Here is a 22,794-nt window from a genome sequence, read left to right as displayed (position 1 = left end):
ACTCCGTGAATCAATGATTCCAGCCCCGCTTGTCTTGTTTTGGAAGTGGGGTTGTTTTTTTGCTATCAGAGGCAGATTCTGTGGTATGAAGGTAGGGTCGGATGATTTTTCGATCAATTGCCCCTGACCGGGAGACATAGAGGTAATCTAATTATTGAAGAGAAATTCAGATGAGAAATATCAAGAAACCATTTACCGTGGCCTTCGGGCTGGCGATCCTATCCTGTGCCGTTGCCGATGCCCGCAAACCTAACATCATCCTTTTTATGACGGATGACATGGGGATTGAATGCCTCAGCACCTATGGTGCTGAAACCTACAAGACTCCGGTTCTGGACAAACTGGCGGCGCAGGGGATGAAGTTCAACCATTGTTACTCCCAACCTTTATGCACGCCTTCGCGGGTCAAAATCATGACCGGCAGATATAATTTTCGCAATTACACGAAGTTTAAGCACCTGGATCCGAGTCAGATGACCTTCGGGCATGTGGCCAAGTCTGCGGGCTATACCACCGCTGTGTGTGGTAAATGGCAACTTGATGGCGAGCAGGATGGCAGCTTTGCCAAAAACTTTGGTTTTGATAGCCATTGCCTGTGGTACTTCAACCACAAGAATTATGGTTCGCGCTACTTGCACCCCAAATTGGTTGTCGATAACAAGAGTATCGAGGTCAAAGGTGGTTATGGGCCAGACATCGTCAATGACTTTGCATTGAAATTCATCGATACCAATAAAGAGAAGCCGTTTTTTCTCTATTATCCGATGATTTTGCCTCACTTCCCGTTTGAAGCGACTCCTGACAGTAAGGACTGGGACCCCAAGGTTTCGAAAGCCAAGAAGGATAAAAAATATTATATCGATATGGTTCAATATGCCGACAAGTTGGTGGGTAAGGTTGTCCGTAAAATCGATTCCCTTGGTTTGGCTGATGACACCTTGATCATGTTCACCTCCGACAATGGGACAATGCGCGGATTGCATTCCACCTGGCGTGGCATGGATTTCCCCGGAGGGAAGGGTCGGTTGGATAATACCGGCTGCCATGTTCCCTTTATCGTGCGTTGGAACAAGCAAGTGAAGCCGGGCTCGGTTTCGGATCATTTGGTCGATTTTAGTGATTTCTTTGCGACGGTTCAGGAAATTACAGGCGGGGCTGGGCCGAAAGACTACACCGTAGACGGTCGAAGCATGCTGGGGTTGTTCCGTGGTGATGATGGCTATCAGGCCAGAACTTATACCTATTGCCACTATGACCCGAAGTGGGGGACTCCAGAGACCGGGCAATTTGCGAGAAACCAATCGTATAAAGTATACGGTGGTGGTTCGGTGTATCATGTGGCGGAAGATTACTTTGAAAAGAGCCCGCTGAAAAAGGCTCCGGAGAGTGGAGCCAAGGAGTTGGAGGCGCTTCGCAAGGTGGTGGAGCAGATGAAAAGCGAGGGGAGCCGCCCCGAAGAAAAGCTGAGTCGTGGAGAAGCCGCCGGGAAAAAGAAAAAGGCAAAGAAAAAGCGCTAACCTGTCAGCCTCGGACTTGTGATTGAAACCAATTTGATAGAAACTGCATATGATGAAACTGAAAAAATGGATGTTGTCGGCCCTCTATGGGGGGATTCTTCTTGCCCCCTCTTTACAGGCAGAGGGTAAATACAATGTTTTATTTGTTATTTCGGATGACCTGACGGCCACGGCTCTGTCGTGTTATGAAAATGATGCCTGCCAGACGCCGAATATTGACTCGTTAGCCAAACAGGGGACACGTTATACGCGGACGTTTTGTCAGTTTCCCGTTTGTGGTCCGTCCCGGGCCTCCTTGATGACGGGTTATTACCCGCATGCAACCGGAGTGATGGGATACACGAACGGACGGAAGCAGATTGGAGACGATCGTCTCACCTGGTCACAGTATTTTGCTAAACACGGATACTTCACTGCCCGTGTTAGTAAAATCTATCATATGGGGGTTCCTGGGGATATTGTCCGGGGGTCGAATGGAGCGGATGACGAGGCATCATGGATGGAGCGCTACAATAGTCAGGGCCCCGAAGTCATGGCACCGGGAGAAGGTGAACGCTTACAGGATAACCCGAATGGAGGCAAACCTTACGGCAAAAGAAACCACTTGGAATATGTGAAAGCCGATGGCGATGATCTGGTTCATTCCGATGGCAAGACTGCGGCCAAAGCCTGTGAATTGATTAAAGCGCATAAAGACAAACGGTTTTTTCTGGCTGTCGGTTTTGTTCGTCCCCACGTGCCCTTTGTGGCTCCGAAGTCTTATTATGAGCCATACCCGTGGCAGGATGTGAAGCTGCCTCCGAAGGTTGACGGAGATTGGGACGATATCCCGAAGATGGGAATCAATTACCGCACGAGCAAGGGCATGCAATTGAACCTGGACCAGGAGAAGAAGGCGATTGCCGCCTATTATGCATCGGTCTCGTTCATGGATACCCAGTTCGGTAAAGTGATGCAGACACTCAAGGATGAAGGCCTGGAGGACAAAACCATTGTCATTTTCACTAGTGATCATGGTTTTCATCTGGGTGAGCATGATTTCTGGATGAAAGTGGGGCTGATGGATGAATCCTCACGTGTGCCGATGATCATTAAGGTTCCGGGGCAGAAACCGGGAGTATGTGAGTCGTTTACCGAGTTGATTGATTTGTATCCAACGGTAGCTGAACTCTGTGGCCTGGAAATCCCCAAGCACATCCAGGGTGAGAGTCTGGCTAAAACGATCCAGAACCCGTCGTTTAGTGTGCGGGATATGGCTTTTTCGGTGAATGGTCGCTCCTTCCTGCTGCGCAGTGCAAAGTGGTCGTTTATTCAGCATGGCGAAAATGCCTCGGGTGGGATGCAGCTCTACGATATGGAGAAGGACCCCGGACAGTTTAAAAACCTCGCCAAGAACCCGGAATACACCCCTGTGGTGAAGCGGTTCCAATCCCATCTCGCGGAGAAGCTCGCTGAGGTGCGTGATAATGATCTCGATATCAAGCCAAGGGCGAAAAAGAAAAAGGCGACAAATAAAGCCCAACCAAAATCCTAGGGTGGATGGCGAAGGGGGACGATCTGGTCTCCTTTGGTTACTTGCAGAAAGGTGTTACGCGGCTCTGGCTTTTTGCGTAGAGTGGGGCATCGCGTGTCGTTTGCGTCATCGGGTGATGACGCCAGTGAAGGGGGGGTAATTTCTCTTACACGCAGATGTATTTCTGAATTTGAATATGATGACAAATTTCAAAGTGTTGAGTATCTGGGGCGGATTGTTGACCGGGGCGGCGTTGATGATGGGACCACTTGGGGCTGCAGAGCCATGGCCAACAAACAAGGAGCGTCCGAACATCGTTTTGGTGATGACCGACGACCAAGGTTATGGTGACTTTGGCTGCTTGGGGAACGATTGGATACGGACGCCTGAGATCGATGCGATGGCAGCGCGCAGTGCGACATGGCAGGAATTCTATGTGAGTCCGGTGTGTTCACCCACCCGGGCGTGTTTGATGACCGGGCGCTATAACCATCGCACCAAATGTATTGATACCTTCCTTGGTCGTTCGATGATGGCTACGGATGAGGTCACCATTGCTGAAGTGTTGTCGGGGGCTGGCTACAGGACGGGTATCTTTGGCAAGTGGCATCTCGGTGATAATTACCCGATGCGGCCCAGTGATCAGGGCTTTGAGTATTCTTTGGTTCACAAAGGGGGAGGGCTGGGACAACCTGCCGATCCTCGTGACAACAAGGGGCGTTACACCGATGCCCTCTTGTTTGAAAATGACCGTGAGGTTCCGACCGTCGGCTATTGCACCGATGTGTTTTTTGACCGGGCGTTTACGTTTATGCGCAAGAGTCAGCAGCAGGGGAAACCGTTTTTTGCGTATGTGGCATTGAATGCTCCGCATTCGCCGTTTCACGATGTTCCGACCGAACTCTATGAATCCTACAAAAATGTGGATTTTGCTTCGATCATCACTGAAGGAAAACAGAAAAAGGATAAAAAGGAAAACGACAAGCTTGCCCGCATTGCGTCGATGATCACCAATATCGATGACAACATGGGGCGCCTGTTCAAAGAGCTGGATTCCATGGGGGTGACTGAAAACACGATCGTGATTTTTCTCACCGACAATGGCCCGAACACGCGGCGTTACGTGGCCGGTTTCCAAGGGAAAAAATCCGAGGTTTACGAAGGCGGTGTGCGCACCCCCATTTGGATTCAGTGGCCAGCCCAGTTAAAAGCAGGCACGGTGGTCAAGGAATCGGTCGCAGCCCACATCGACTTGATGCCGACCTTGTTGGATGCCTGTGGCGTCGAAGAGATACCGGCGAATCTCGATGGACGTAGTGTGTTGCAAAAATTGAAGCAGCCTGACGCTGCTCTGGAAAAACGCCCGTTGGTGATTCAATACCACCGAGGTGATGAAATCAGCAAATACCACAGTTGCCTCGTTCGCAAAGGAGCGTGGAAGTTGGTTCACCCGAGCGGGACTCAGAAAGAGAAGTTTACCGGAGAGCAACCAGCGTGGGAGTTGTATAACCTGAAGTCAGACCCTGGAGAACGTAAGAATCTTTTTGCTGCGGAGCCCGAGCTTGCCGCTGAACTGATCAAGGAGTATGAGGCTTGGTATGCATCGGTCAGCGTGGAAAGAGCAGATCAACCCGGACCTCCGTATATTGTCATCGACAAGGAAAAGGAAAACCCGTGTGTCCTAACCTGGCAGGATATGATCGAAGGAACGTGGCGGCCGACCGTGGTGGGATACTACAAAGTGGACTTTGCCCACAGTGGCCGCTTCGATGTTCGTGTCGAGGCTGCCTGGGGGCATAAGATCGACAAGTCCAAGAAGTGGACGGCGAGGCTGAAGATTGGCGACAAAGAGTTTACAGCTCCCTTTGATCCAGAAACCAAGATGGGGGTGTTTGAGGCACTTGAATTGCCCGCTGGTAAATGTAAATTTGAACCAAGCATCCGTTCTGAAAGTGGTGAGACCTTGAGTATTTACCATGCGCGGATCATGCACCGCTAAGTCTCCGTCATTGTACGGTGGAGCATCCCGAGAACCGGAAAGAGGATTTTTTTTGATTTTGTTGTCCAAGACCGATCCTCGTCTCGGTATCACAGGGTAACAAGAGAGTATGTCTCGGCATAGTCTCTCCCGGCCTCATGAACGGGGCCAAACCAGAAACCATAAAAACAAACCAGAATTACCATAAGATGAAGACCTTACTGATTACCATGTTGTCCCTGCTGAGCATTGCATTTTCCGTGCACGCCGAAGAGGGGAAAGAGAAGAAAAAGAAATCCCAAAAGGCTGACATGACCGCCCTGATCAAAAAATACGATAAGGATGGTGATGGCAAACTTAGTGGCAAGGAAAAGAAGGCGATGACGCCCGAGGATAAAAAGGCGATGAAAAAAGCCGCCAAGTCTAAGAAGAAGAGCGGGGAAAAGAAGCCCGAAGGTGAAAAGAAAAAGTGCGAAAAGAAAAAAGAAGGTGAGGCCAAAAAAGAAAAAACGAAGAAAGAAAAATCCAAGAAGGATAAAAAAGATAAAGAGAGCTAGTCTTAGAGGTGCCCTTTAACGAGATCCAGATTCATTTTTCCCCAAACCTGCAATTGATGGGTTTGGGGAACTTTTTTGACCTGAGCTTGCTTGTTCTTCCTCCGAGGCAATAAAAATGCATTTTTCTCTATTTTTCTATTGTCAATTCGGTGATCCAACACTAAACACCTCCCGCACCGCAAGGTCAACGGCTCCATAGCTCAGTTGGTAGAGCAGAGGATTGAAAATCCTTGTGTCCCTGGTTCGAACCCGGGTGGAGCCACCACTCTTTAGCCCTTATTCCATAAGGGCTTTTTTGTGTACAGGTGTTTGACATACGAAGGTGACATACGAAGGGTTCCGACAGGGGGTACCCCAAGTTGGGGGCTACGGGCACGTTGAGTTTGGATTTAGGAATCCAAGCGGGTTGGTCGCACGGGCCCGGGGTGAACTAGGGGAGAAGCTCACGTAACATTTCGATCGTTACCTGATAGGAGATATCGAGGCTTTTTGCCGAAATGAGCTCCATGGTGTCGCCTTCCTGATGCCACCAGTGGGAGTCATGGAAGTCCGCTCCAATGATATCGATGGTGGGGACCCCGGCTTTATTGAGGTAGTAGTGGTCGTCCAGAATGCCGCCGTCGGCCATGCCGAAATGTTTTTGGACTCCGAATTTGGCAGCGGCCCGTTGGAGTGAGTGATAGAGGTGGGTAGGGCTGTCCGCGGGAACGGCGATTTGGAGGTCATGGTGGCCGACCATGTCCAGGTTGATTCCAAACTTGGGTTTGGGGTCGCGCTGATAGAGGGTGATGGCGTAGGCTCGGCTGCCGTAGAGCCCGTCTCCGGTTTCCAGACTCATGTCCTTGTTAAAAGCTTCTTCTCCGTCGAAAAAGACGAGTTCAAGCTGTTTGGCAAGTTCCGGGTTTTCCTTGGCCAAGGTTTCTGCGATGACGATCATCAGGGCGCAGGCGGATGCCGCGTCATCTGCACCGAGGAAGTTGGGTAAATGGGGGATTTCCTTGGAGTCGAGATGGGCGGAGAGAATGCCTTTGGCTGGAAGCTTGGCGGCATCTTCGAAGGTTTTGATTCCAGCTGCATCATAGCGGGCGATCAGGTTGATGAAGGTTCGTTTCCCTACCGGGGTATCCCGTTCAACGGTCTGGGTGACGGTGGTCCAACCGGATTTTTTTAATTCTTCCGAGATATACCGGTGGGCTTTTTTCAGTCCTTCGGATCCTGCAGTGCGGGGGCCGATGGCGAGTATGGCTGCGGTGTGGTCATAGGCTTGTTGACCGTGCGGATGCTGATCTTGTTTGGATAAACAAAAGCCGAGAAAGCCAGCCAGTGCGATAAGGCCGATGGCGATGGCAATAACTCTGGATTTTTTGGAGAGGGCCATGGTGTGAGGGGGTGTGGGTGGGATATCGGAGATCGCCTACAGCTGAATCCCGAGCAGGTCGAGAAGGCGCTGCAGGTCATCGTTCCCGTAGTAGGTTAGCTCGATTTTTCCCTTTTTCGAGTTGTGCACCATTTTGACATCCGTGGCGAAGCGCTCGCGCAGGGTGTTCTGGATTTGTTGAATCACGGCATCCGCCTCACGGCTGGTGGTTTGACTCGGAGTTTCACTTTTCGGTTTCGACAGATCGCGTGCGAGTTTTTCGGCGGCGCGGACCGTGAGGGATTTTTTCAGGATTTTGTCGGCTGCGAGGCACTGGGTGTCGTGATCTTTGATGCTCAGGATGGCTTTGGCGTGACCGACGCTGAGCCGGGACTGGGCGACGTGGTCCTGGATGCTCGGGTGGAGTTCGAGTAAACGCATGGCATTTGCCACCGAGGCCCGGGATTTGCCGACGCGTTTGGCGATGATGTCCTGTTTCATAGCAAACTCTTTGGCGAGTCGGACATAGCCTTGGGCTTCTTCAATCGGGTCGAGGTCCTTGCGCTGGATGTTCTCGATCAGAGCCATCTCGAGCACCTCGTGGTCGGTGGCCTCGCGGACCCGGATGGGCACTTCCTTCAGGCCCAGTTGCTTGGAGGCGCGCCAGCGGCGTTCACCGGCAATGAGTTCCATTTTACCATTCACCTTACGGACGATGAGTGGCTGGATGATTCCATGTTGCCGGATGGAGTCGACCAGTTCTTCGAGCTGTTCTTCAGAAAAGTGTTTACGTGGCTGAAGTGGGCTGGGAACGACGTTGTCGATCGCAGTCTGGGCATTCGCCTGGGAACCATTGTTCTCCTTGGCTGTTTCTGTTGAAGTCGGTTGTTGCTTGATCAATGCCCCGAGTCCTTTTCCTAATGCCTTCTTTGCCATAGGCGGGGAGAATAGGCGTAGATCGACCCATTTGGCAAAGGCGAATTTACAGCATGGAGCGAAAATTTTACAGATCAGCCGTGGTTTTGGAAGCCATAGCCCAGCACCTCGGAGGCATCACTGACTATGGTGAAGGCTTCGGGGTCGACCTGCCGGATGTTTCTCCTCAGTCTGCCAACTTTGCTTAGAGGGACAACCGTCAGGAAAACGGTTTTCGATGTGCCGCTGTAGGAGCCGTCGGCATCGAGTTCGGTGGCCCCGCAATCGAGATGGTGCAGGAGCAGTTCGCGGATGGCATCGTGGCGCTCGGTGATGATGGTCAGTGACTTGGCGGAAGTAACGCCGGTTTGCACAATGTCGATGGCCTTACTCAGGGCAATGACGCTGAGGATGGCAAGCATGGCCGCTTCCACTCCGATGAGGGCTCCGGTCGCCAGAACAATCACGGCGTCGAATGCCAGAATGATGCGGCTGATGGGCATTCCCATCCGGCCGGCGATGATGCGTGCAAGGATCGAGAATCCCCCGGTGGTGGCATTGGCTCGGAAGACGAGACCGAGGCCAATCCCGCAGGTAAACCCGCCGAAGAGGGATGCCAAAATCGGACTTTCCACCCAAAGCGGGAATACGTCTTTGGTGATAAGGATCGCCAGTGGCAGAAGACAAGCGCCTGCAAGAGAGTTAAGGATTTGTCGTTTTCCAAGGCAGATCCAACCGATGCCGAAAATGGGAATACCAATCAGCCATTGGCTGATGGAGGGGTCGACGTTCCAGAGCATGTTGAGCAGCAGGGATAATCCTGGCAGGCCACCTGTCACGATCCGATTGGTGGCGAGCAATGCGTTGAACCCCCATGCGAGAATGACAATTCCGCAGAGGATCATACTGGCTCGGGTCAGTGGGTGGAGGGATTGTCTTTCCATGGATCGATCGGCGGGCTTGACTTTTGATAAGCGCGGGGGAATGAATAGCTGCAGAGCATGATGATGAAAACGATAATCTATTTGAATTCCTTGTGGCTGGTGGTTGCCGTTGGCTTGGTCTTGACTACAGGAGCACGTGCTCAGAATCCAGCGATGGGGATCATCGACCCGGTGTTGGGCCAGTCGGCTCAGGCTGCGGTTCAGAAAATGGGGGTGGAGATGATGAAAGGGAATTTTAAGTATGGCCACGAGCATATGTACCCGAGATGGAAGCGCCGTTTGGCGAAGCGCTACGGGGGGATGGAACGATTGGAAAAAGGTCTGGAGGCCTCTGCCCAAAAGCAGGTCCAGTTGGGGATGCGGGTGATTGGCTATCAGGCGGGAGTGCCCACTTCTGCGTTTACGGTTTGGCGGGCGAAAAAGCGCGACCCGAAAACGGGAGAGATCGTCTTGGACGCGACCGGGCGCGAAACCATTGTCGACCATTGGTTGGTGGTGGTCCCGACGACGACCCGGGTCAGTATTCCGGACAAGCAGGTGCCAGGAAAGAACTATGTGTTGGAAGAGAAAAGCTACACCTTGGCTATTTCTGAAAAGGGAAGCCAGGAATGGCATTTTCTAACCGGGATGAAGCCGACGATCCAGGACTTGCGCAGTTTGTTTCCTTCGTTGCCACCCAAAGAAGAGGACTTGGGCTTGCCCGCGCCGAGTGCGGTGGAGATCAAGTAGTCAAGACAGGTGAAATATTTCCTTTTCATCGCAGGATGAATGGTTTTTTCTAGCTGCCGTCCATGACCAGAAACCAAAAACTTGAACGCGATGCCAAGTGGGTGCGTCGATTTAAAAAATTGTATGATCGGGCACAGAGTGACCTGTGTGAAGTTCAAGGCTCGGAGATCCATGGGCGTGGGGTGTATGCTACGCAGGACATTCCGAAGGAAACGGAAGTGATCGAGTATGTAGGTGAGCCGATCAACAAGGAGATCAGTGAGAACCGGGCATGGGATCAGTATGCACGGCATGAAGAGCATGGTGATGCCGCTGTGTATATCTTCACTTTGGACGAAAAGTGGGATATCGATGGCAATGTGCCATGGAACACGGCACGCTTGATCAACCATTCCTGTGATCCGAACTGTGAAGCGTGGATCATCGGTCGCCGGATCTGTATTTATTCACTTCGGGATATCAAGAACGGTGAGGAATTGACGTTTGATTACGGGTTTGATGTCGAGTGTTATGAAGATCACCCGTGTCGCTGCGGTAGTGAAAATTGTGTCGGCTACATCGTCACTCAGGAGCAGTGGCCCGAACTTGAAAAGCGCGTTGCCGAAAAAGAAGAGGCGTGACATGGGGGGGGGGCGCCTCAGATTGTTCGTCCCGAGTGCATTCACCCTGGCCCCAGCCGTTGATCTTGCTGATTGCTCTTAAGGAGAAGGAGTGATTAAGTCTCATCTTGGGCTGGTCAAGGCGGGGGATTCGGTTTTACATGCCGGCATGTCAGCCACCCATTATCGAGAGAAACTAGCGCAGAGAATAGCAGCGGTCGGTTCGCGACTGTGTGTCGGAATTGACCCACGCCCTGAATTGTCAGGGGGTGTTGACGCGGTGCCGGAATTCCTCAAGCGTGTGGTGGGGGAGACCTGGGAGTATGCTGCGGCATTCAAACCGAATATGGCCTACTTCGAGGCAATGGGGCTGAGAGGCATAGAAATTTTACAGGAAATGTTGGCTGGTATGCCGGACGAGGTGCCGGTGATCCTGGATGCCAAGCGCTCGGATATCGGGGAGACCCAGAAATACTACGCCAAGTCGTATTTTGAAAATTGGAATGTGGATGCTGTTACGCTGAATCCATTTCTTGGCTATGATTCGATCGAGCCGTTTCTCGATTGGGAGGGCAAGGGGATTTATCTGCTGGCGGTGACTTCCAACCCCGGGAGCCAGGATTTTCAACGCCAGAAACTGGCCGATGGTCGCTTTGTTTTTGAACTGGTGCAGGAGTTGGGTAAGCGGGCCTGCCAGGAAGGTCGGGCAACCGATGTTGGCTATGTTGTCGGACTGACAAACGCCAGTGAGGAAGTGCTCGATCGGATCATTGACAGTCCTTTGTTGATTCCGGGCCTGGGTGCCCAGGGTGGGGATTTGGCGAGTTTGCAGGGACGCAATCGCACCGCACCGGATGTGGTCAACGTTTCACGCGGCATCACCTACAAGGACATGGACAAGAGCTTCGCTGAAAAGGCCAAAGAGTGGGCCGGGCAACTCGCGGTCTAACTGAAGGGGGGCGTTGAAGGGGGCATCGCTGGCTGGTTGAGGCCCATCAACCCTACCGCGCTACTCCGGACGGTCCGGGAATTTGTTGCATTTTTCTCGCCAACCAGCGGGAGAACTTGTCTGCGCCGGATTCTCCGAGGTGGTAGCCGTCTGAGAAATCGGATTCTTGCATGCCGTCGATTTGGCGCGCATCGTAAACGTCCATGCCGTTGTTTTTGGCCAGCTCTGCGGCATCCGGGTTGAAATCCCAGACTTCGGGTTGGGGCATGGGGACGAAGATGATCTTCACCCCGTGATGCTTACAGGTTTCAATGAAGCGGGTCATCCGGTGAAAACTTTCCTCGGGCTCTGCTGCAGGCGCTATGCCCATGGCTTTGGCTTTTTGTTTTTTACCTTCTGCAACCATGCGGTTGTTGGCTTTGACGCCCTCTTGGTATTCGGGAACCATGGAGTAGAGGATCCCCAGTTGGTGTTCGGGTTGGTCTCCTTCCAACGCACTGATATTGCAGAGGCTTGACTGGGTGATGTTGTGGAAATCCAGCTGTTCCTTGTCCCAGAGATCGGGCAGGTCGTGGCCTGCCACAAAGTGACGGGACAAACGGCGTAGCTTGATGGCTTCCTGATCGTGAATGTGGTGGCGGACAAATCCGACCACCAGGATATCCGGGTGGCTGCCTTCGCTCTCGAAGTAGCGGCGGTAGAGGTAAACCCAGTCGAGCATGGCGGTTCCCACTGGGGTGATTTTGCAGGTTTCGAATGAAGTCGTTCCGGAGGATCCGTTCAGCTTTTTTAACTCATCGTGGAAGATCTCTTCCTTCAGTCCGTGCATCATCAGAGAGTTGCCGAAAAAAACGACTCTAGGTTTTGCTGATTCCTTGGCATGCTGTTCGAGGTTTTCAATGATCTCGGGAAAACGGTGGATGTGTTCCCGGTCGTAATCCAGGTGGGGAGCAATGATCCGGGCAATGACTTCAAGCAGCAGAATGAAGATGATGACCGTGGCCACGACACGCATTTCCTTGCGAAACGGTGGCGCGTGGGCGTCCGTTGGCAGTGCGTCGTAGTCGTGGTGTGATTTTGCCATGGCTTAGAATTGGAAATAGATGAACTGACCAAAGACCGGCGGAGGGAAAACAATAATCATGAACATGATGTAGCAGTAGGTGGCGGCACGCCAACCCCAGGCCACGGTCTCGAGTCGGCGCAGTGAACCGGACCGGTCGAGCCAGATTTCATAGGCCATCAGCGGTAGACAGAAGAAGGTGAGCATGCCGAACCCGTAGCGGGCAAGGGAGGTCATTTCCTGGTGACTGAAGATCTGGATCAGCATCTCCCATGCTTGGGGAAAGCTATCGGCCCGGAAAAACAACCAGCCGAGGCAAACGAGATGGAAAAAGCCGACGGTTGCCAGGACGCGTCCCCAAAGACCGGGGAGGGTAAAGCGGTCGCCACAGGCGCGGTAAATGCAGAGGATGCTGCCGTGTATGGCCCCCCAGGCGATAAAGGTCCAACCGGCGCCGTGCCAGAGCCCTCCGAGCAGCATGGTCAGCATCAGGTTGCGGTATATCTTGAAGGAGCTTCCCCGGTTACCTCCCAGCGGGATGTAGAGGTAATCGCGTAGCCAGGATGAGAGAGAGATATGCCAGCGTTGCCAGAAATCGGACGGATTACGCGCGAGATAGGGCATGCGGAAGTTGGTCATCAGGTCGATGCCGAACCATTTCGAGACCCCACGGGCAATTGACGAATAGCCAGCGAAGTCACCGTAGATCTGGAAGGCAAAGCAATAGATGCCGACGAGCGCTTCGGTTCCACTCAGGCTGCTTGCTTCGACCGAAAAAATCCCGTCGGTGATGAATCCGAGGTTATCTCCGACCACCACCTTGAGGAACAAGCCAATCAGCACCAGGTACAGGCCTTCGGAGAAGTCGCCGGTTCGTTTTCTCCTCGGGTGGGTGATCTGGGGCATCAGCGACGAGGATCGTTCGATGGGTCCGGCGACCAACTGTGGGAAATAGGCAACGTAGAGGGCGAAATCGCTCAATGATCGGGTGGCTTTCACTTGCCCTCGGAAGACATCGATGGTGTAGGACATCGTCTGGAAGGTGTAGAACGAGATCCCGACCGGCAGGATGATGTTCAGTGTGCTCCAGTGGACATTGAAGCCAAGCCAGGTCAGGAGCTCTTCGGCACTGTCGGCAAAAAATCCCATGTACTTGAAATAGGCAAGCAGGCCGAGCGAAACGGTGGCTGATGCCGCCATGAGAATGCGGTGGCGTTTGGGGTCGTCACTGGATTCGATTCCGAGTGCTGTGAAATAATTGACCAGCGTGGTGGTGAGGATCAGGGGGAGGAAGCGCCAGTCCCAGCATCCGTAGAAAAAATAACTCGCCCCCAGCAAGAGCAGATTCTGCCCGCGATGGGGCAGCAGGCGGTAGATCGCCCAGATCAGGGCGAGAAAGAGCCAGAATGCATAGCTGTTGAAGAGCACGCGCCTGCTTTACGAGGTGAATCGTGAAAAACCAAGTCAGAAGTGTAGGCTTGGTTTTGATTCTTGCTCGCTGCAGGACTTTTATTTTTACCTGAAATCGATCGGATGGCGCTGAAAGGTATGTAAATGATACCACCCGCTCGCCCTTGACCTACGCTGAAAGCGTGCAAGAGTTGCGGGGCAAATACAGGGACAGGGGGATGAACAGAGATTGGAGCAACAGGCGTTACATGATCCTGATGACCTGTGTGGTTGTCTGGGGCTTGTGCTGTCTGTGTGTTGGCTCATTGTCAGCGGGGCCGGTGATTTCCGAGTTCATGGCATCCAATCATACCACCCTTGAGGATGAGGATGGCAATTATCCGGATTGGATTGAAATCCATAACCCGGGTGAGAGCGCCGTTGATCTTGCCGGTTGGCATTTGACTGATGATGAGACCGAACTCAACAAATGGACTTTTCCTTCGGTGACCCTCCCTCCGGGTGGTTATATTCTGGTTTTTGCTTCGGATAAAAACCGGAGCGTTGCGGGTGAGGAACTGCATACGAATTTCAAACTATCAGCTGCAGGGGAGTTCCTTGCTTTGGTTCAGCCTGACGGGGTGACGTCGGCAAGTGCATTCCATCCCTACCCACCACAGCAAAGTGATGTTTCATATGGGCTACCTCAAGGAGGGGAGATCATCGAGGGCGTGATTGCTCCTGGGACTGAACTTGTTTTTCACGTTCCATCCGCTCCGGTCGAAGGTTGGGAGCTTTCGGGCTTTGATGATTCAGGCTGGATCAGCGGACGCTCGGGGCTTGGTTACGAACGTGATGCCAGCGGCAGTTACGATCCTTGGATTTCCACCGATGTGGAAGATTTTGTATTTGGGGTGAACTCGAGTGTGTATCTACGTATCCCGTTTCAGGTGAGTGATCTTTCGCAGCTGACTTCTCTGAGTTTTGCTGCAAAATATGATGACGGCTTTTTGGCCTACTTGAATGGAGAGCTCATCACCAAGGTGAATACCCCGACTCCGGCGCTTTGGAGTAGTGCCGCCACGGCTTCACAGGAGGCGGACCTCCTCAATGATGAAACATGGAATGCCGATGCCTTGATCCCGCATCTGGTGGAGGGCGAAAACATCTTGGCAATTCATTGGCTCAACCGAACGAAAACCAGTTCGGATTTTTTGATGATTCCCCGACTGGATGTGGGGCGGCTGGATACGGCGGCCCCCGGCGAGTATGATTACTTTACTGAAGCCACTCCCGGCTGGGTGAATAACACCGGTAGGGGAGAGCCCTCATGTGCCGTGGTCATTTCCGAACCCAGCGGGGTGAAAACCTCGGCGCTTCGTGTTACGGTGACTGCTGAGGATGTAAATGCTGACATCCGTTATACGCTGGATGGCTCCGAGCCCACTGAAGCAAGTGCCCTCTACAGCGGCCCCATGATATTGGATGACCCCTCCCGCTTGCGTGCCCGGGCATTTCAGGCTGGGAAAGTAGGGGGTGTGGTGGCTGTGGCCGACTACTCATTTCTTGAAAGTGAGATGTTGAATTACTTGTCTGATGTTCCGGTGGTGGTGATGGATAATTTTAATGCCGGGGCTTATCCGAACAAGGGTCGCACCAATGATGGCCGTGATGTCCAGCAGGTGCCACGTCAGGCGAATGTGATGAGTATCTTTGAACCGGCGGGTGACAGCCAGCCGTTTGCGCAGGTTCCGACCTTGGAATCCAGAAGCGGGTGCAGGGTCCGGGGATCCAGCTCGGCAAATTTCACAAGAAAACCGTTGTCGGTGGAGTTCTGGGGAGAACGTGACGAGGATGAGGCCTTGTCTCCATTCGGAATGAAGGAAGAGGCCGATTGGGTGCTGTACGCGCCTAACCCGACCTATGATAAATCCTTGCTGCACAACCCGGTGTCATTCGAGTTTGCCAAGATGATCGGGGCCCTGGCTCCCGAATGGCGGGTGGTTGTCGTGTTTCAAAATACCGATGGCGGTAAGGTGAAGCGGGAGGATCTCGCAGGGGTATATGTTTGGATGGAAAAGGTGGAGCGTGGACGTATGGGGCTCGACTTTAAAAAGATGGACGATACCGGGACCCAGGGAGGATGGATGATCAACGTCGATCGGATGGCTGCCATCCCAGAGGACATGCCGGCGGATACGATTCAACCCAATTTCCATGCGGCCGGTCCCGATGGTATACTGAGCATTCCGGACGACCAACAGAACTCCGGGGGGAGTCAGTCGGTTGACGATATTTCGACCTACTATCACTCGTATCTGAATTTTGCCAGCCCCAACGGATACGGCATTCTGCCGGCCCAGCGGCAAGCGGTGCAGTCCAGCGTGCGAGCCATGGATGCTGCGGTTTGGGCCCCTGATTTTGACGACCCGCTATCAGGCTACGCCGTGCACCTGGATCTTGAGAGTTGGGCCCGCACGTATGCGGTCCACAATTTTTCTAAAAACACGGATGCCATTGTGTTGTCGACATACGTTTATCAGGCATCGGCTTCGGAAAAAATCAAGATGGGGCCCGTCTGGGATTTTGACCGGGCGTATACTCAGAATGGCTCGGCGACAAGCAGCCCCTTGCACGTGGCCGACCGCGATTGGTATAAGGGGCTGTTCAAGGATTCATATTTTGTGCAAACCCATCAGGATCTTTGGCAGAAAACACGTCAGGAATCGGCGACCGATACGGCGCTCGAGGCTCTGATTGATACCGCAGCAGCGGGCTTGAGAGAAGATCAAATCGTGGCCAGCGGCCTGAGCTATTCCGCGTGGCAAAGCCAGGTGGCGAGTATGCGGACCTGGGTGGTGGATCGTGCCCGTTACCTCGACCGTCAGTATGAACCTCTGCCGGAGGTATTGCCTCTAACTGAACAATTTGCTGGAAGTGTGAGTGTCACCATGAGTGGGGCCTCATCCGGGTCCATTTATTATACCGTGGACGGCTCGGACCCTCGTCTGCGCGATGGCGCTGTGTCTGGGGCTGCACACCTCTATGATGGTGTGTTTGAACTCACGGAAAGGACACGTTTGTTGGTTCGCGTGAAGAATGGAGATGCGTGGAGTGGTTTGATTGAGAGAAACTATCACCAGCTTTCCGATCTTCCCAGACTGGTGGTGAGTGAAATATCTTACCATCCGGCAGATCCGAGCGAAGCTGAAATTCTGGCGGGCTTTGATGACTCGGATGATTTTGAGTTTTTGGAGATTCTTAATGTAGGGGATCAATCTGCGGATCTTATGCCTTTGGTTCTTGATGGTGGGATTGGGTTTGAGTTCTCCGGATCTGCCGTGACTATTCTGGCACCTGGGGAACGTCTGGTTGTGGTTCGCAATGAGGCAGCCTTTCGCTATCGTTATGGACAGGGGGTGGTGGTGGCGGGAGCATACCGGGGGGCTTTAAATAATGCCGGTGATTTGATCGTGTTGAGAGATGCGTTGCTGGATATCGATATTCAGCATTTCACCTATGATGATGATGCTCCCTGGCCATTACAGGCGGATGGTAGCGGCCACTCTCTTGTTTTGATGCGGCCAGACCGGGAACCCGATCACAGCTTGGCAAAAAACTGGCGATGCAGCCGGGTTCACGACGGGGAACCCGGAGCAGAGGACGCCCGTGCTGCATTTGTAGGAGATCCGCATGCTGACCATGATGGTGATGGCTTGAGCGCTTTGGTGGAGCACTTCTTGGGAAGTTCGGATCTGGACCCGGGTGAGGGGCGTGGCCAATATCGTGTCGAGTTCGAAACTTCCGCTGCCGATGGCTTGCGCTACCCTGAATTTCACCTCACCTATCAAGTGGGGGCGGATGATGTTCAAGCTGGGGTCTTTTGGTCGCAGGATTTGAAGACTTGGCTAGGGGATGAAGGCGCCGTGGCGCTGAAAAGTCACGTGTTTCATGGTGACGGATCCGCAACTCTGATCTGGCAATCCAGCCATGACGATGAAACAAGTGCGCAGTTCTTCAGGTGGGTGGTCGACCAACAGTGAGGTTGAGCTGTGTTAGAATTGGGCTTTAAGCGCGAGGGTGAGGCCAAAACCAGGTTCATTACTGCCGGAACCATGCACCCGGTAGGCTTCATCGAAGATGTTTTCCAGCCCTGCTGTCATTTCGAATGATTCATTGAAGCGATACCCTCCCCGTAAATGAACCAGCTGATAGCCCGGAGTCCCACCTGGAGGAATGCGTTCGGTGTCCTGCTGATCCGCAGAGCTGAGGCGGTCGGCGTCATCGGCGATGGTGCAGGAGATCTCCGCCCATAGCTTGCGGTTCGGGTGATCCCAGCGCACGCCGGCATTCAGGGTCATCGGCATCACCCTGCTCAGAGGTTCGGTGAGTGACTGGCCGTTTGCCTGATAGGCATCCAGCTCTCCTTCGAGCCAAGTGAAATTCCCCCAGAGTGTCCAGTCCGGGGAAAGCTGGAAACGTCCGGCTACTTCAAGCCCTTGAACGTGGCCGCTCGAGCTGTTTTGTTTGCTGACCTCGCGTAGCCCCTCACGAATGTTTCCGGTCGGAGTGCTGGTGATGTAGTCGCGCATGTCCGTATAGTAATAGGAGACAGAGCATGTTGAGGTGTCGGTCTGGGATTTGATGCCGATTTCCAGAGTGGTAAAATGTTCAGGGTCGAGATCGGTGGCGGCCACTTCGATTTCGTCGGACCGGCTTTTTCCATAGCGGCTGATGTCGGCAATATTCGGTGCCCGGAACGACTGGCTGATACCGCCCCAGGCTTTCCAGTGAGCTTCCGGATCGAGGTCGTAGATGGCACGTAGCGACCCGACAAGGGTGTCCCAGTGATCGTCATAATCGGCGGCTTTCCCCGTCAGAGGATCTTCATAGGCCCCAATCTTAGCTCGAACGTAGTTGTAGCGCACACCGGCGAGACACTGGAGTCTGTCGGACGTCTGGAATTCTCCCTGAACGTAGCTGCCAAACATATCATAGGTCGCGTCGTCTCCAACCGGGCCCTGGATGCGGATCGAGTCCAGAGACCCGTCTGCTAGAAAATCCTTGCGGCCTGAGTCAACCTGATCCCGGTAAAAATCAACGCCGTAGATCCAGCGCCCGAGCGAAGTTTCGGATTCAAGTTGAATGTCCAGCCCCCACATCCGGGAATCGAAAAATTCATCGATGGATTCCTTGTTTGCTTTTTGTCGATCGCTGTCCTCGTTCCACGTTTGGTATGAGCAGGTCAGACTGGCTCGATCGATCCAGCGGTTGATGTCGGAGCCTTTGAACTGGATGTAGTCGAGCGTTCGTTCTTGGTCTTTGACACGGCGCAAGTCGGTTCCGATGCTGCTGCCTGCAAAGCTGACACCGTAAATGGTCGAGTGGGTCCGCCAGACATCATCCTGGCCCAATGACTGATGGACATAGGTGAAGTTCCAGCAGTCGTTGATGTGGAGGTCGAAGCGACTGTCCCAAGCCAGTTCATCGTAGCCGGTTTTACGTTGGGCTCCGATGTCCGCGGCATCCACCTCTCCCAATTGCTTCCAGCTGAGTCCCAGTCGCAGCCCCCAGCGTTCTCCTTGTCCGAGGTCGATTTCACTTCGGGTGATGTGGCTGTCCTCGGCGCTGGAGTAACGATACCATTGGGAGCCTGACAAGTAGTCGCCTTCACGTTGTTGGTAATCCGAGGCCTTGGTTTTTAAGTTGAGGGCTCCACCGATGGCATCGCTGCCGTAGAGCACCGATGATGGTCCTTGAAGAAGTTCGATAGCTGACAATGACTGGGAGTCGATCAAGGAGAAATACTCATTGGGGCCGTCCCGATAGACTGAGTTATTGTAGCGGACGCCATCGATCAAGGCGAGTGTGCGGTAGCCGGTAAAGCCTCTCAAGTAGAGAGACCCTTGGCCGTTGGCCGTTTTTTGGACCATCACACCGGGAGTGGATTCCAGCGATTCGGTCAAGTTGCGTGCCATGAGCTGTTCCAGCTCCTCAGCGCTGAGTGTCTGGATCGAGTATGGGGAGGTAAAGGCATCCGATCCGAGTCGCGTAGCTGAGATGACGGATTCCTCGAGTTGGTTCCATGAATCTGCCGTGATCGATTCCTGCTCTGCGCCTACTGGAATGGCGAGTAGCAGGCCTATGGGGTGGAGGATGTTCCGAGGTAAATGCATGAAGTGGAGAAGCTCAGGAGCCGTGCATCAATACTCAATGGAATGCTGCGATCTTTCCAGAGGAAAAAAACGTGGGATGGATGGGTCGATGTTTTGATGGGTATTCTAGCGTGTGTGGGGGCAGGACCAGAGCGAATACACTAGGGGCTAACAGCCTGCGCGCTGACAGGATTGTCAGGATTTTTAATTTTCAAAGGTCATGGTTTGCCCAAAACCTATCGCTACCTTCTAAAAAAAATCTGTAAATCCTCCTCAATCATGTGAATCCTGTCAGCGCCGCAGGAATCACTGAGATCCTCTCCCTCATGTAGGAGCCCTGGAGTCAAGACTGGCTGTGAATGGTTGACGCGTTCCGATGCTGGGTTTTGAATAGAGGCCATGTCCGTTGAACGTGTGGTTTCTTGGTTGCGTGAGTGTTATCGTGAAGATCGCTCCCGGACAGGCGTGCATGATTACTTTTCGGGCAAAGTGTTGCACCGTCATTTGCTGGCTGGTCGAGAGGAGTTGGCTACCGCCTGGATGCCGGAAGTGGTGGTATCCCCGGAATATGCGGCAAAGGCATCAGAGCACGCCGCTCTCTACCGTAGAGAGCAGGAGGTGGTTTATGCTTGTTTATTTCTCTGTGGCCAACATGAGGGCCGTGCCGGGTGTGCACCTTTTCTGTTTTATCAAGGGTGCTTTGATCCGCAGCACCCCGGTCGCTTTGAGATCGATATCAGTCGCTGGAGAATCAACCCCAACTGCCTTGAGATCTTGGATGCAGATGCCGAGTCTGCGAATGAACTGCTGGCGGGAGGGGTGTTGGATGATGCTGTGATTGGATCATTGAGGGAGTGGGGGGCGCGTCACGGTGTGGATACAGAAGCTTTGTGGTCGTGGCCTGATCTTGTGGATGCCAAGTCGCTGAAGAAGGCAGCCAAGGGCTTGCAGTTATCGTTGCTTCCAGCAGCAGGGATCGGTATCCTGCCTCGTTCGGTGTCGTCCCGTGGGGTGATTGATGAGTTGGGCGGATTGGTCAAGGCAGGGGAGAGCGGGTGGTCTGCCCCCTTGAGATTCATGCTGGGGGGCGATGTTCTTCCTGAGCACTCGGGCTCTGATGATTTTTTTGCAGTGCCTGCCTTATTGAGTCGGTCACAGGAAAACATCCTGGCTTCGGCCCGGGTGAACCCGGTGACCCTGTGTCATGGCCCTCCCGGAACCGGAAAATCGTTTACGATCGCCGCCATTGCCTTGAACCATGTTGCTCGGGGGGAGAGGGTTCTGGTGGCTTCCCACATGGACCATGCGGTGGATGTGGTTCAGGAAAAAATCGAGTCGATGATTGGTGGCGAGGAGGTGACGGTTCGTGCCGGACGACGCGGGTACCTATCCTCATTGAAACGTTTTATCGAAGCTTGTTTATCCGGGCAATTGACTGCGGACCCCGTGTCGGAGGCCGGTCTGGCCCGGCAGTTTTCCAAGGTCAAGGGGACCATGCGTGAGCTGTTGGGCGATGAGCGTGACTTGGAAGAAGAATGGTGCAAAGCATTGGGGCGGGGGAAGCTGATGGCAAAATCGGACCCCAACATACTTGACCGGATTCGGAGACGTTGGACTGAGCATGTTGTTTATCGGAGGCCGCTTTTGATGGAACTCAGTGCTCATTTGAATGACTTGTATGTCGAGCGTGAGCAGGATTTAGGGAAATACATCAGAATGCAACGAAAGCATTTATTGCATCTGGCATTGCAGCAAAAAGAAGTCCGTAAAGATTTCAAAACCTTACTGAAGGCCCTGCGGAAGTATCGGGGGAGCGAGCAGGAAGCGGAGTTTCGAAAGATGGATCTGGGATCTATTCTCGATGTTTTGCCTGTGTGGTTAGTCAATCTCAGTGACCTGCACCGGGTTCTACCGATGGAGAAGCAGCTCTTTGATGTGGCCATCATTGATGAAGCCAGCCAGTGTGATTTGGCCAGTGTGTTACCCGTTATGCAGCGCGCCAAACGCCTGGTGATCGCCGGCGACGGACGGCAGCTAAGGCACATGTCGTTTCTTCCTCGACACCGACAAGAGTCGTTAGCCGTGGAAGCTGGGATCAAGGATGCTGAGAAGGAGCAATACAATTACCGGGATGTGAGTCTCATGGATCTGGCATCAGCCATGGTAGACGACTCATCTCGGATTGGTTTTCTTAATGAGCACTTCAGGAGTCGACCCGGGATTATTGATTTTAGTAATCAGAAATTTTACCGAGGTGGTTTGCAGTTGATGCGGGAGCGCCCCTGGGGGGATCAAAGTGATGCCCTCGAAGTTCGGTTCTGTGAAGGAACGCGTGATGAGGCAACTGGCGTTAACCAGATTGAGGTCGATGCGGTGATCGACGCATTGAAGTCTTTGTTAGTTTCTTCATCTTCCCGGACTCCAGTCAAGCATCCATCGATCGGGGTGTTGTCTCCGTTTAGAAATCAGGTGGAGGCGATTCGGCATGCACTGGGTGAACAACTCGAACCAAATGAGGTGAATGCCTTGTTTCACGATCATGACCTTTGTCTGGGGACGGCGCATAGCTTTCAAGGAGAGGAACGAGATGTGATGCTTCTTTCCTTTGCTGTTGATCCTGGTGTGGGGGCCTCGACCCTGCGCTTTGTCGAGCGCGAGGATGTTTTTAATGTTTCCATCACCCGCGCGAAGTCGAAGCAAGTGGTCTTTCACTCCCTGCCTGTGACGTCCTTGCCGAGGCGAGGTTTGCTTGCCGATTACCTCAACAGCGCGAGTGTGAAAAAGGTGACGGCCCCACAGCAAGCTGAGCCTGATGCTTTCACCCTGGAGGTGCTAGGTGAGTTGGAGCGTCGCGGGATTGAGGTCTTGCCGATGAGGCATGTTGCCGGAGTGGGGATTGACCTGGTGCTTGTTGATGGAGAGCGGGTGATGGGCTTGGATTTAATCGGCTTCCCGGGGTCAAGTTTTGAAGCGGTGGATAGGCACAAAGGAAAGATTTTGAGGCGTGCCGGGTTCCGCCTGTTTCCGCTCGGGTATGCGGAGTGGAAAAGTCAGAAAGCCCATGCGATCAGCGTGATCTGTTATGAATTGAGACATGATCAACGATACCGCATGATGCCGTAGTGCAAG

At 53.2% G+C, this 22,794-nt stretch carries 14 protein-coding genes, 1 tRNA gene and 1 pseudogene; 10 read left to right on the top strand and 6 right to left on the bottom strand.

Annotated features, from left to right (window positions below; all coding sequences use genetic code 11):
- Positions 1-170: 170 nt before the first annotated feature.
- The 5 genes and pseudogenes from HW115_RS04150 to HW115_RS04130 form a co-directional block, all read left to right on the top strand.
- A pseudogene (locus HW115_RS04150) lies at positions 171-1,139 on the top strand (sulfatase family protein); the annotation flags it as partial.
- Positions 1,140-1,569: 430 nt separating this feature from the next.
- The gene (locus tag HW115_RS04145; protein ID WP_178931455.1) at positions 1,570-3,051 is read left to right on the top strand and encodes a sulfatase-like hydrolase/transferase; all 1,482 of its coding nucleotides are present in this window, start codon (positions 1,570-1,572) and stop codon (positions 3,049-3,051) included.
- A gap of 175 nt (positions 3,052-3,226) precedes the next feature.
- Entirely contained in the window at positions 3,227-5,029 is a 1,803-nt protein-coding gene (locus tag HW115_RS04140) for an arylsulfatase (protein ID WP_178931291.1), read from the top strand.
- A 188-nt stretch (positions 5,030-5,217) separates the two neighbouring features.
- On the top strand, positions 5,218-5,565 hold the full coding sequence (locus HW115_RS04135) for a hypothetical protein (RefSeq protein WP_178931290.1): 348 nt from the start codon (positions 5,218-5,220) through the stop codon (positions 5,563-5,565).
- 189 nt (positions 5,566-5,754) lie between these two features.
- A tRNA-Phe gene (locus HW115_RS04130) sits at positions 5,755-5,830 on the top strand.
- 165 nt (positions 5,831-5,995) lie between these two features.
- On the opposite strand, the gene HW115_RS04125 is transcribed toward HW115_RS04130, so the two are convergent.
- The 3 genes from HW115_RS04125 to HW115_RS04115 all read right to left on the bottom strand — a co-directional run bounded on the left by HW115_RS04125 (position 5,996) and on the right by HW115_RS04115 (position 8,781).
- Positions 5,996-6,943, bottom strand: coding sequence for a M28 family peptidase (locus HW115_RS04125; RefSeq protein WP_178931289.1), 948 nt, complete (start codon positions 6,941-6,943; stop codon positions 5,996-5,998).
- Between the two features lie 36 nt (positions 6,944-6,979).
- The gene (locus tag HW115_RS04120) at positions 6,980-7,858 is read right to left on the bottom strand and encodes a ParB/RepB/Spo0J family partition protein (RefSeq protein ID WP_178931288.1); all 879 of its coding nucleotides are present in this window, start codon (positions 7,856-7,858) and stop codon (positions 6,980-6,982) included.
- Positions 7,859-7,932: 74 nt separating this feature from the next.
- Positions 7,933-8,781: a YitT family protein gene (locus tag HW115_RS04115; protein WP_178931287.1), complete on the bottom strand. Its 849-nt coding sequence runs from the start codon at positions 8,779-8,781 to the stop codon at positions 7,933-7,935.
- A gap of 57 nt (positions 8,782-8,838) precedes the next feature.
- Here HW115_RS04115 and HW115_RS04110 point away from each other — a divergent pair, with 57 nt between their 5' ends.
- The 3 genes from HW115_RS04110 to pyrF all read left to right on the top strand — a co-directional run bounded on the left by HW115_RS04110 (position 8,839) and on the right by pyrF (position 11,058).
- Positions 8,839-9,510, top strand: coding sequence for a hypothetical protein (locus HW115_RS04110; protein WP_178931286.1), 672 nt, complete (start codon positions 8,839-8,841; stop codon positions 9,508-9,510).
- Positions 9,511-9,572: 62 nt separating this feature from the next.
- Positions 9,573-10,130: an SET domain-containing protein gene (locus tag HW115_RS04105; RefSeq protein WP_178931285.1), complete on the top strand. Its 558-nt coding sequence runs from the start codon at positions 9,573-9,575 to the stop codon at positions 10,128-10,130.
- Between the two features lie 148 nt (positions 10,131-10,278).
- Complete coding sequence (gene pyrF / locus HW115_RS04100) at positions 10,279-11,058, top strand: orotidine-5'-phosphate decarboxylase (protein WP_178931284.1); 780 nt, start codon at positions 10,279-10,281, stop codon at positions 11,056-11,058.
- A 52-nt stretch (positions 11,059-11,110) separates the two neighbouring features.
- Here pyrF and HW115_RS04095 read toward each other — a convergent pair whose 3' ends face one another.
- Both HW115_RS04095 and HW115_RS04090 read right to left on the bottom strand, forming a co-directional pair.
- Entirely contained in the window at positions 11,111-12,142 is a 1,032-nt protein-coding gene (locus HW115_RS04095) for an SGNH/GDSL hydrolase family protein (protein WP_178931283.1), read from the bottom strand.
- A gap of 3 nt (positions 12,143-12,145) precedes the next feature.
- On the bottom strand, positions 12,146-13,549 hold the full coding sequence (locus HW115_RS04090) for an MBOAT family O-acyltransferase (protein ID WP_178931282.1): 1,404 nt from the start codon (positions 13,547-13,549) through the stop codon (positions 12,146-12,148).
- Between the two features lie 230 nt (positions 13,550-13,779).
- Between HW115_RS04090 and HW115_RS04085 the strand changes: the two genes are divergently transcribed.
- Positions 13,780-17,553 (top strand): CotH kinase family protein, encoded by a 3,774-nt coding sequence (locus tag HW115_RS04085; protein WP_227021254.1) that lies wholly within the window; start codon positions 13,780-13,782, stop codon positions 17,551-17,553.
- A gap of 12 nt (positions 17,554-17,565) precedes the next feature.
- On the opposite strand, the gene HW115_RS04080 is transcribed toward HW115_RS04085, so the two are convergent.
- A complete protein-coding gene (locus HW115_RS04080; protein ID WP_178931280.1) occupies positions 17,566-19,686 on the bottom strand; it encodes a TonB-dependent receptor in 2,121 nt (706 codons plus the stop codon).
- A 378-nt stretch (positions 19,687-20,064) separates the two neighbouring features.
- Here HW115_RS04080 and HW115_RS04075 point away from each other — a divergent pair, with 378 nt between their 5' ends.
- Positions 20,065-22,788, top strand: coding sequence for a DEAD/DEAH box helicase (locus HW115_RS04075; RefSeq protein WP_178931279.1), 2,724 nt, complete (start codon positions 20,065-20,067; stop codon positions 22,786-22,788).
- Positions 22,789-22,794: the final 6 nt, after the last annotated feature.

Source organism: Oceaniferula marina, from assembly GCF_013391475.1.
Classification (GTDB): Bacteria; Verrucomicrobiota; Verrucomicrobiia; order Verrucomicrobiales; family Akkermansiaceae; genus Oceaniferula; species Oceaniferula marina.
Note: the sequence above shows the minus strand (reverse complement) of the source record. Positions and strands in the feature narration are given on the sequence as shown.

Excerpts from the sequence above, each read along its gene's own strand:
- HW115_RS04145 (WP_178931455.1), top strand. The coding sequence starts at position 1,570 with ATGAAACTGAAAAAATGGATGTTGTCGGCCCTCTATGGGGGGATTCTT.
- HW115_RS04140 (WP_178931291.1), top strand. The coding sequence starts at position 3,227 with ATGATGACAAATTTCAAAGTGTTGAGTATCTGGGGCGGATTGTTGACC.
- HW115_RS04135 (WP_178931290.1), top strand. The coding sequence starts at position 5,218 with ATGAAGACCTTACTGATTACCATGTTGTCCCTGCTGAGCATTGCATTT.
- HW115_RS04125 (WP_178931289.1), bottom strand. The coding sequence starts at position 6,943 with ATGGCCCTCTCCAAAAAATCCAGAGTTATTGCCATCGCCATCGGCCTT.
- HW115_RS04120 (WP_178931288.1), bottom strand. The coding sequence starts at position 7,858 with ATGGCAAAGAAGGCATTAGGAAAAGGACTCGGGGCATTGATCAAGCAA.
- HW115_RS04115 (WP_178931287.1), bottom strand. The coding sequence starts at position 8,781 with ATGGAAAGACAATCCCTCCACCCACTGACCCGAGCCAGTATGATCCTC.
- HW115_RS04110 (WP_178931286.1), top strand. The coding sequence starts at position 8,839 with ATGATGATGAAAACGATAATCTATTTGAATTCCTTGTGGCTGGTGGTT.
- HW115_RS04105 (WP_178931285.1), top strand. The coding sequence starts at position 9,573 with ATGACCAGAAACCAAAAACTTGAACGCGATGCCAAGTGGGTGCGTCGA.
- pyrF (WP_178931284.1), top strand. The coding sequence starts at position 10,279 with ATGTCAGCCACCCATTATCGAGAGAAACTAGCGCAGAGAATAGCAGCG.
- HW115_RS04095 (WP_178931283.1), bottom strand. The coding sequence starts at position 12,142 with ATGGCAAAATCACACCACGACTACGACGCACTGCCAACGGACGCCCAC.
- HW115_RS04085 (WP_227021254.1), top strand. The coding sequence starts at position 13,780 with ATGATCCTGATGACCTGTGTGGTTGTCTGGGGCTTGTGCTGTCTGTGT.
- HW115_RS04080 (WP_178931280.1), bottom strand. The coding sequence starts at position 19,686 with ATGCATTTACCTCGGAACATCCTCCACCCCATAGGCCTGCTACTCGCC.
- HW115_RS04075 (WP_178931279.1), top strand. The coding sequence starts at position 20,065 with ATGTCCGTTGAACGTGTGGTTTCTTGGTTGCGTGAGTGTTATCGTGAA.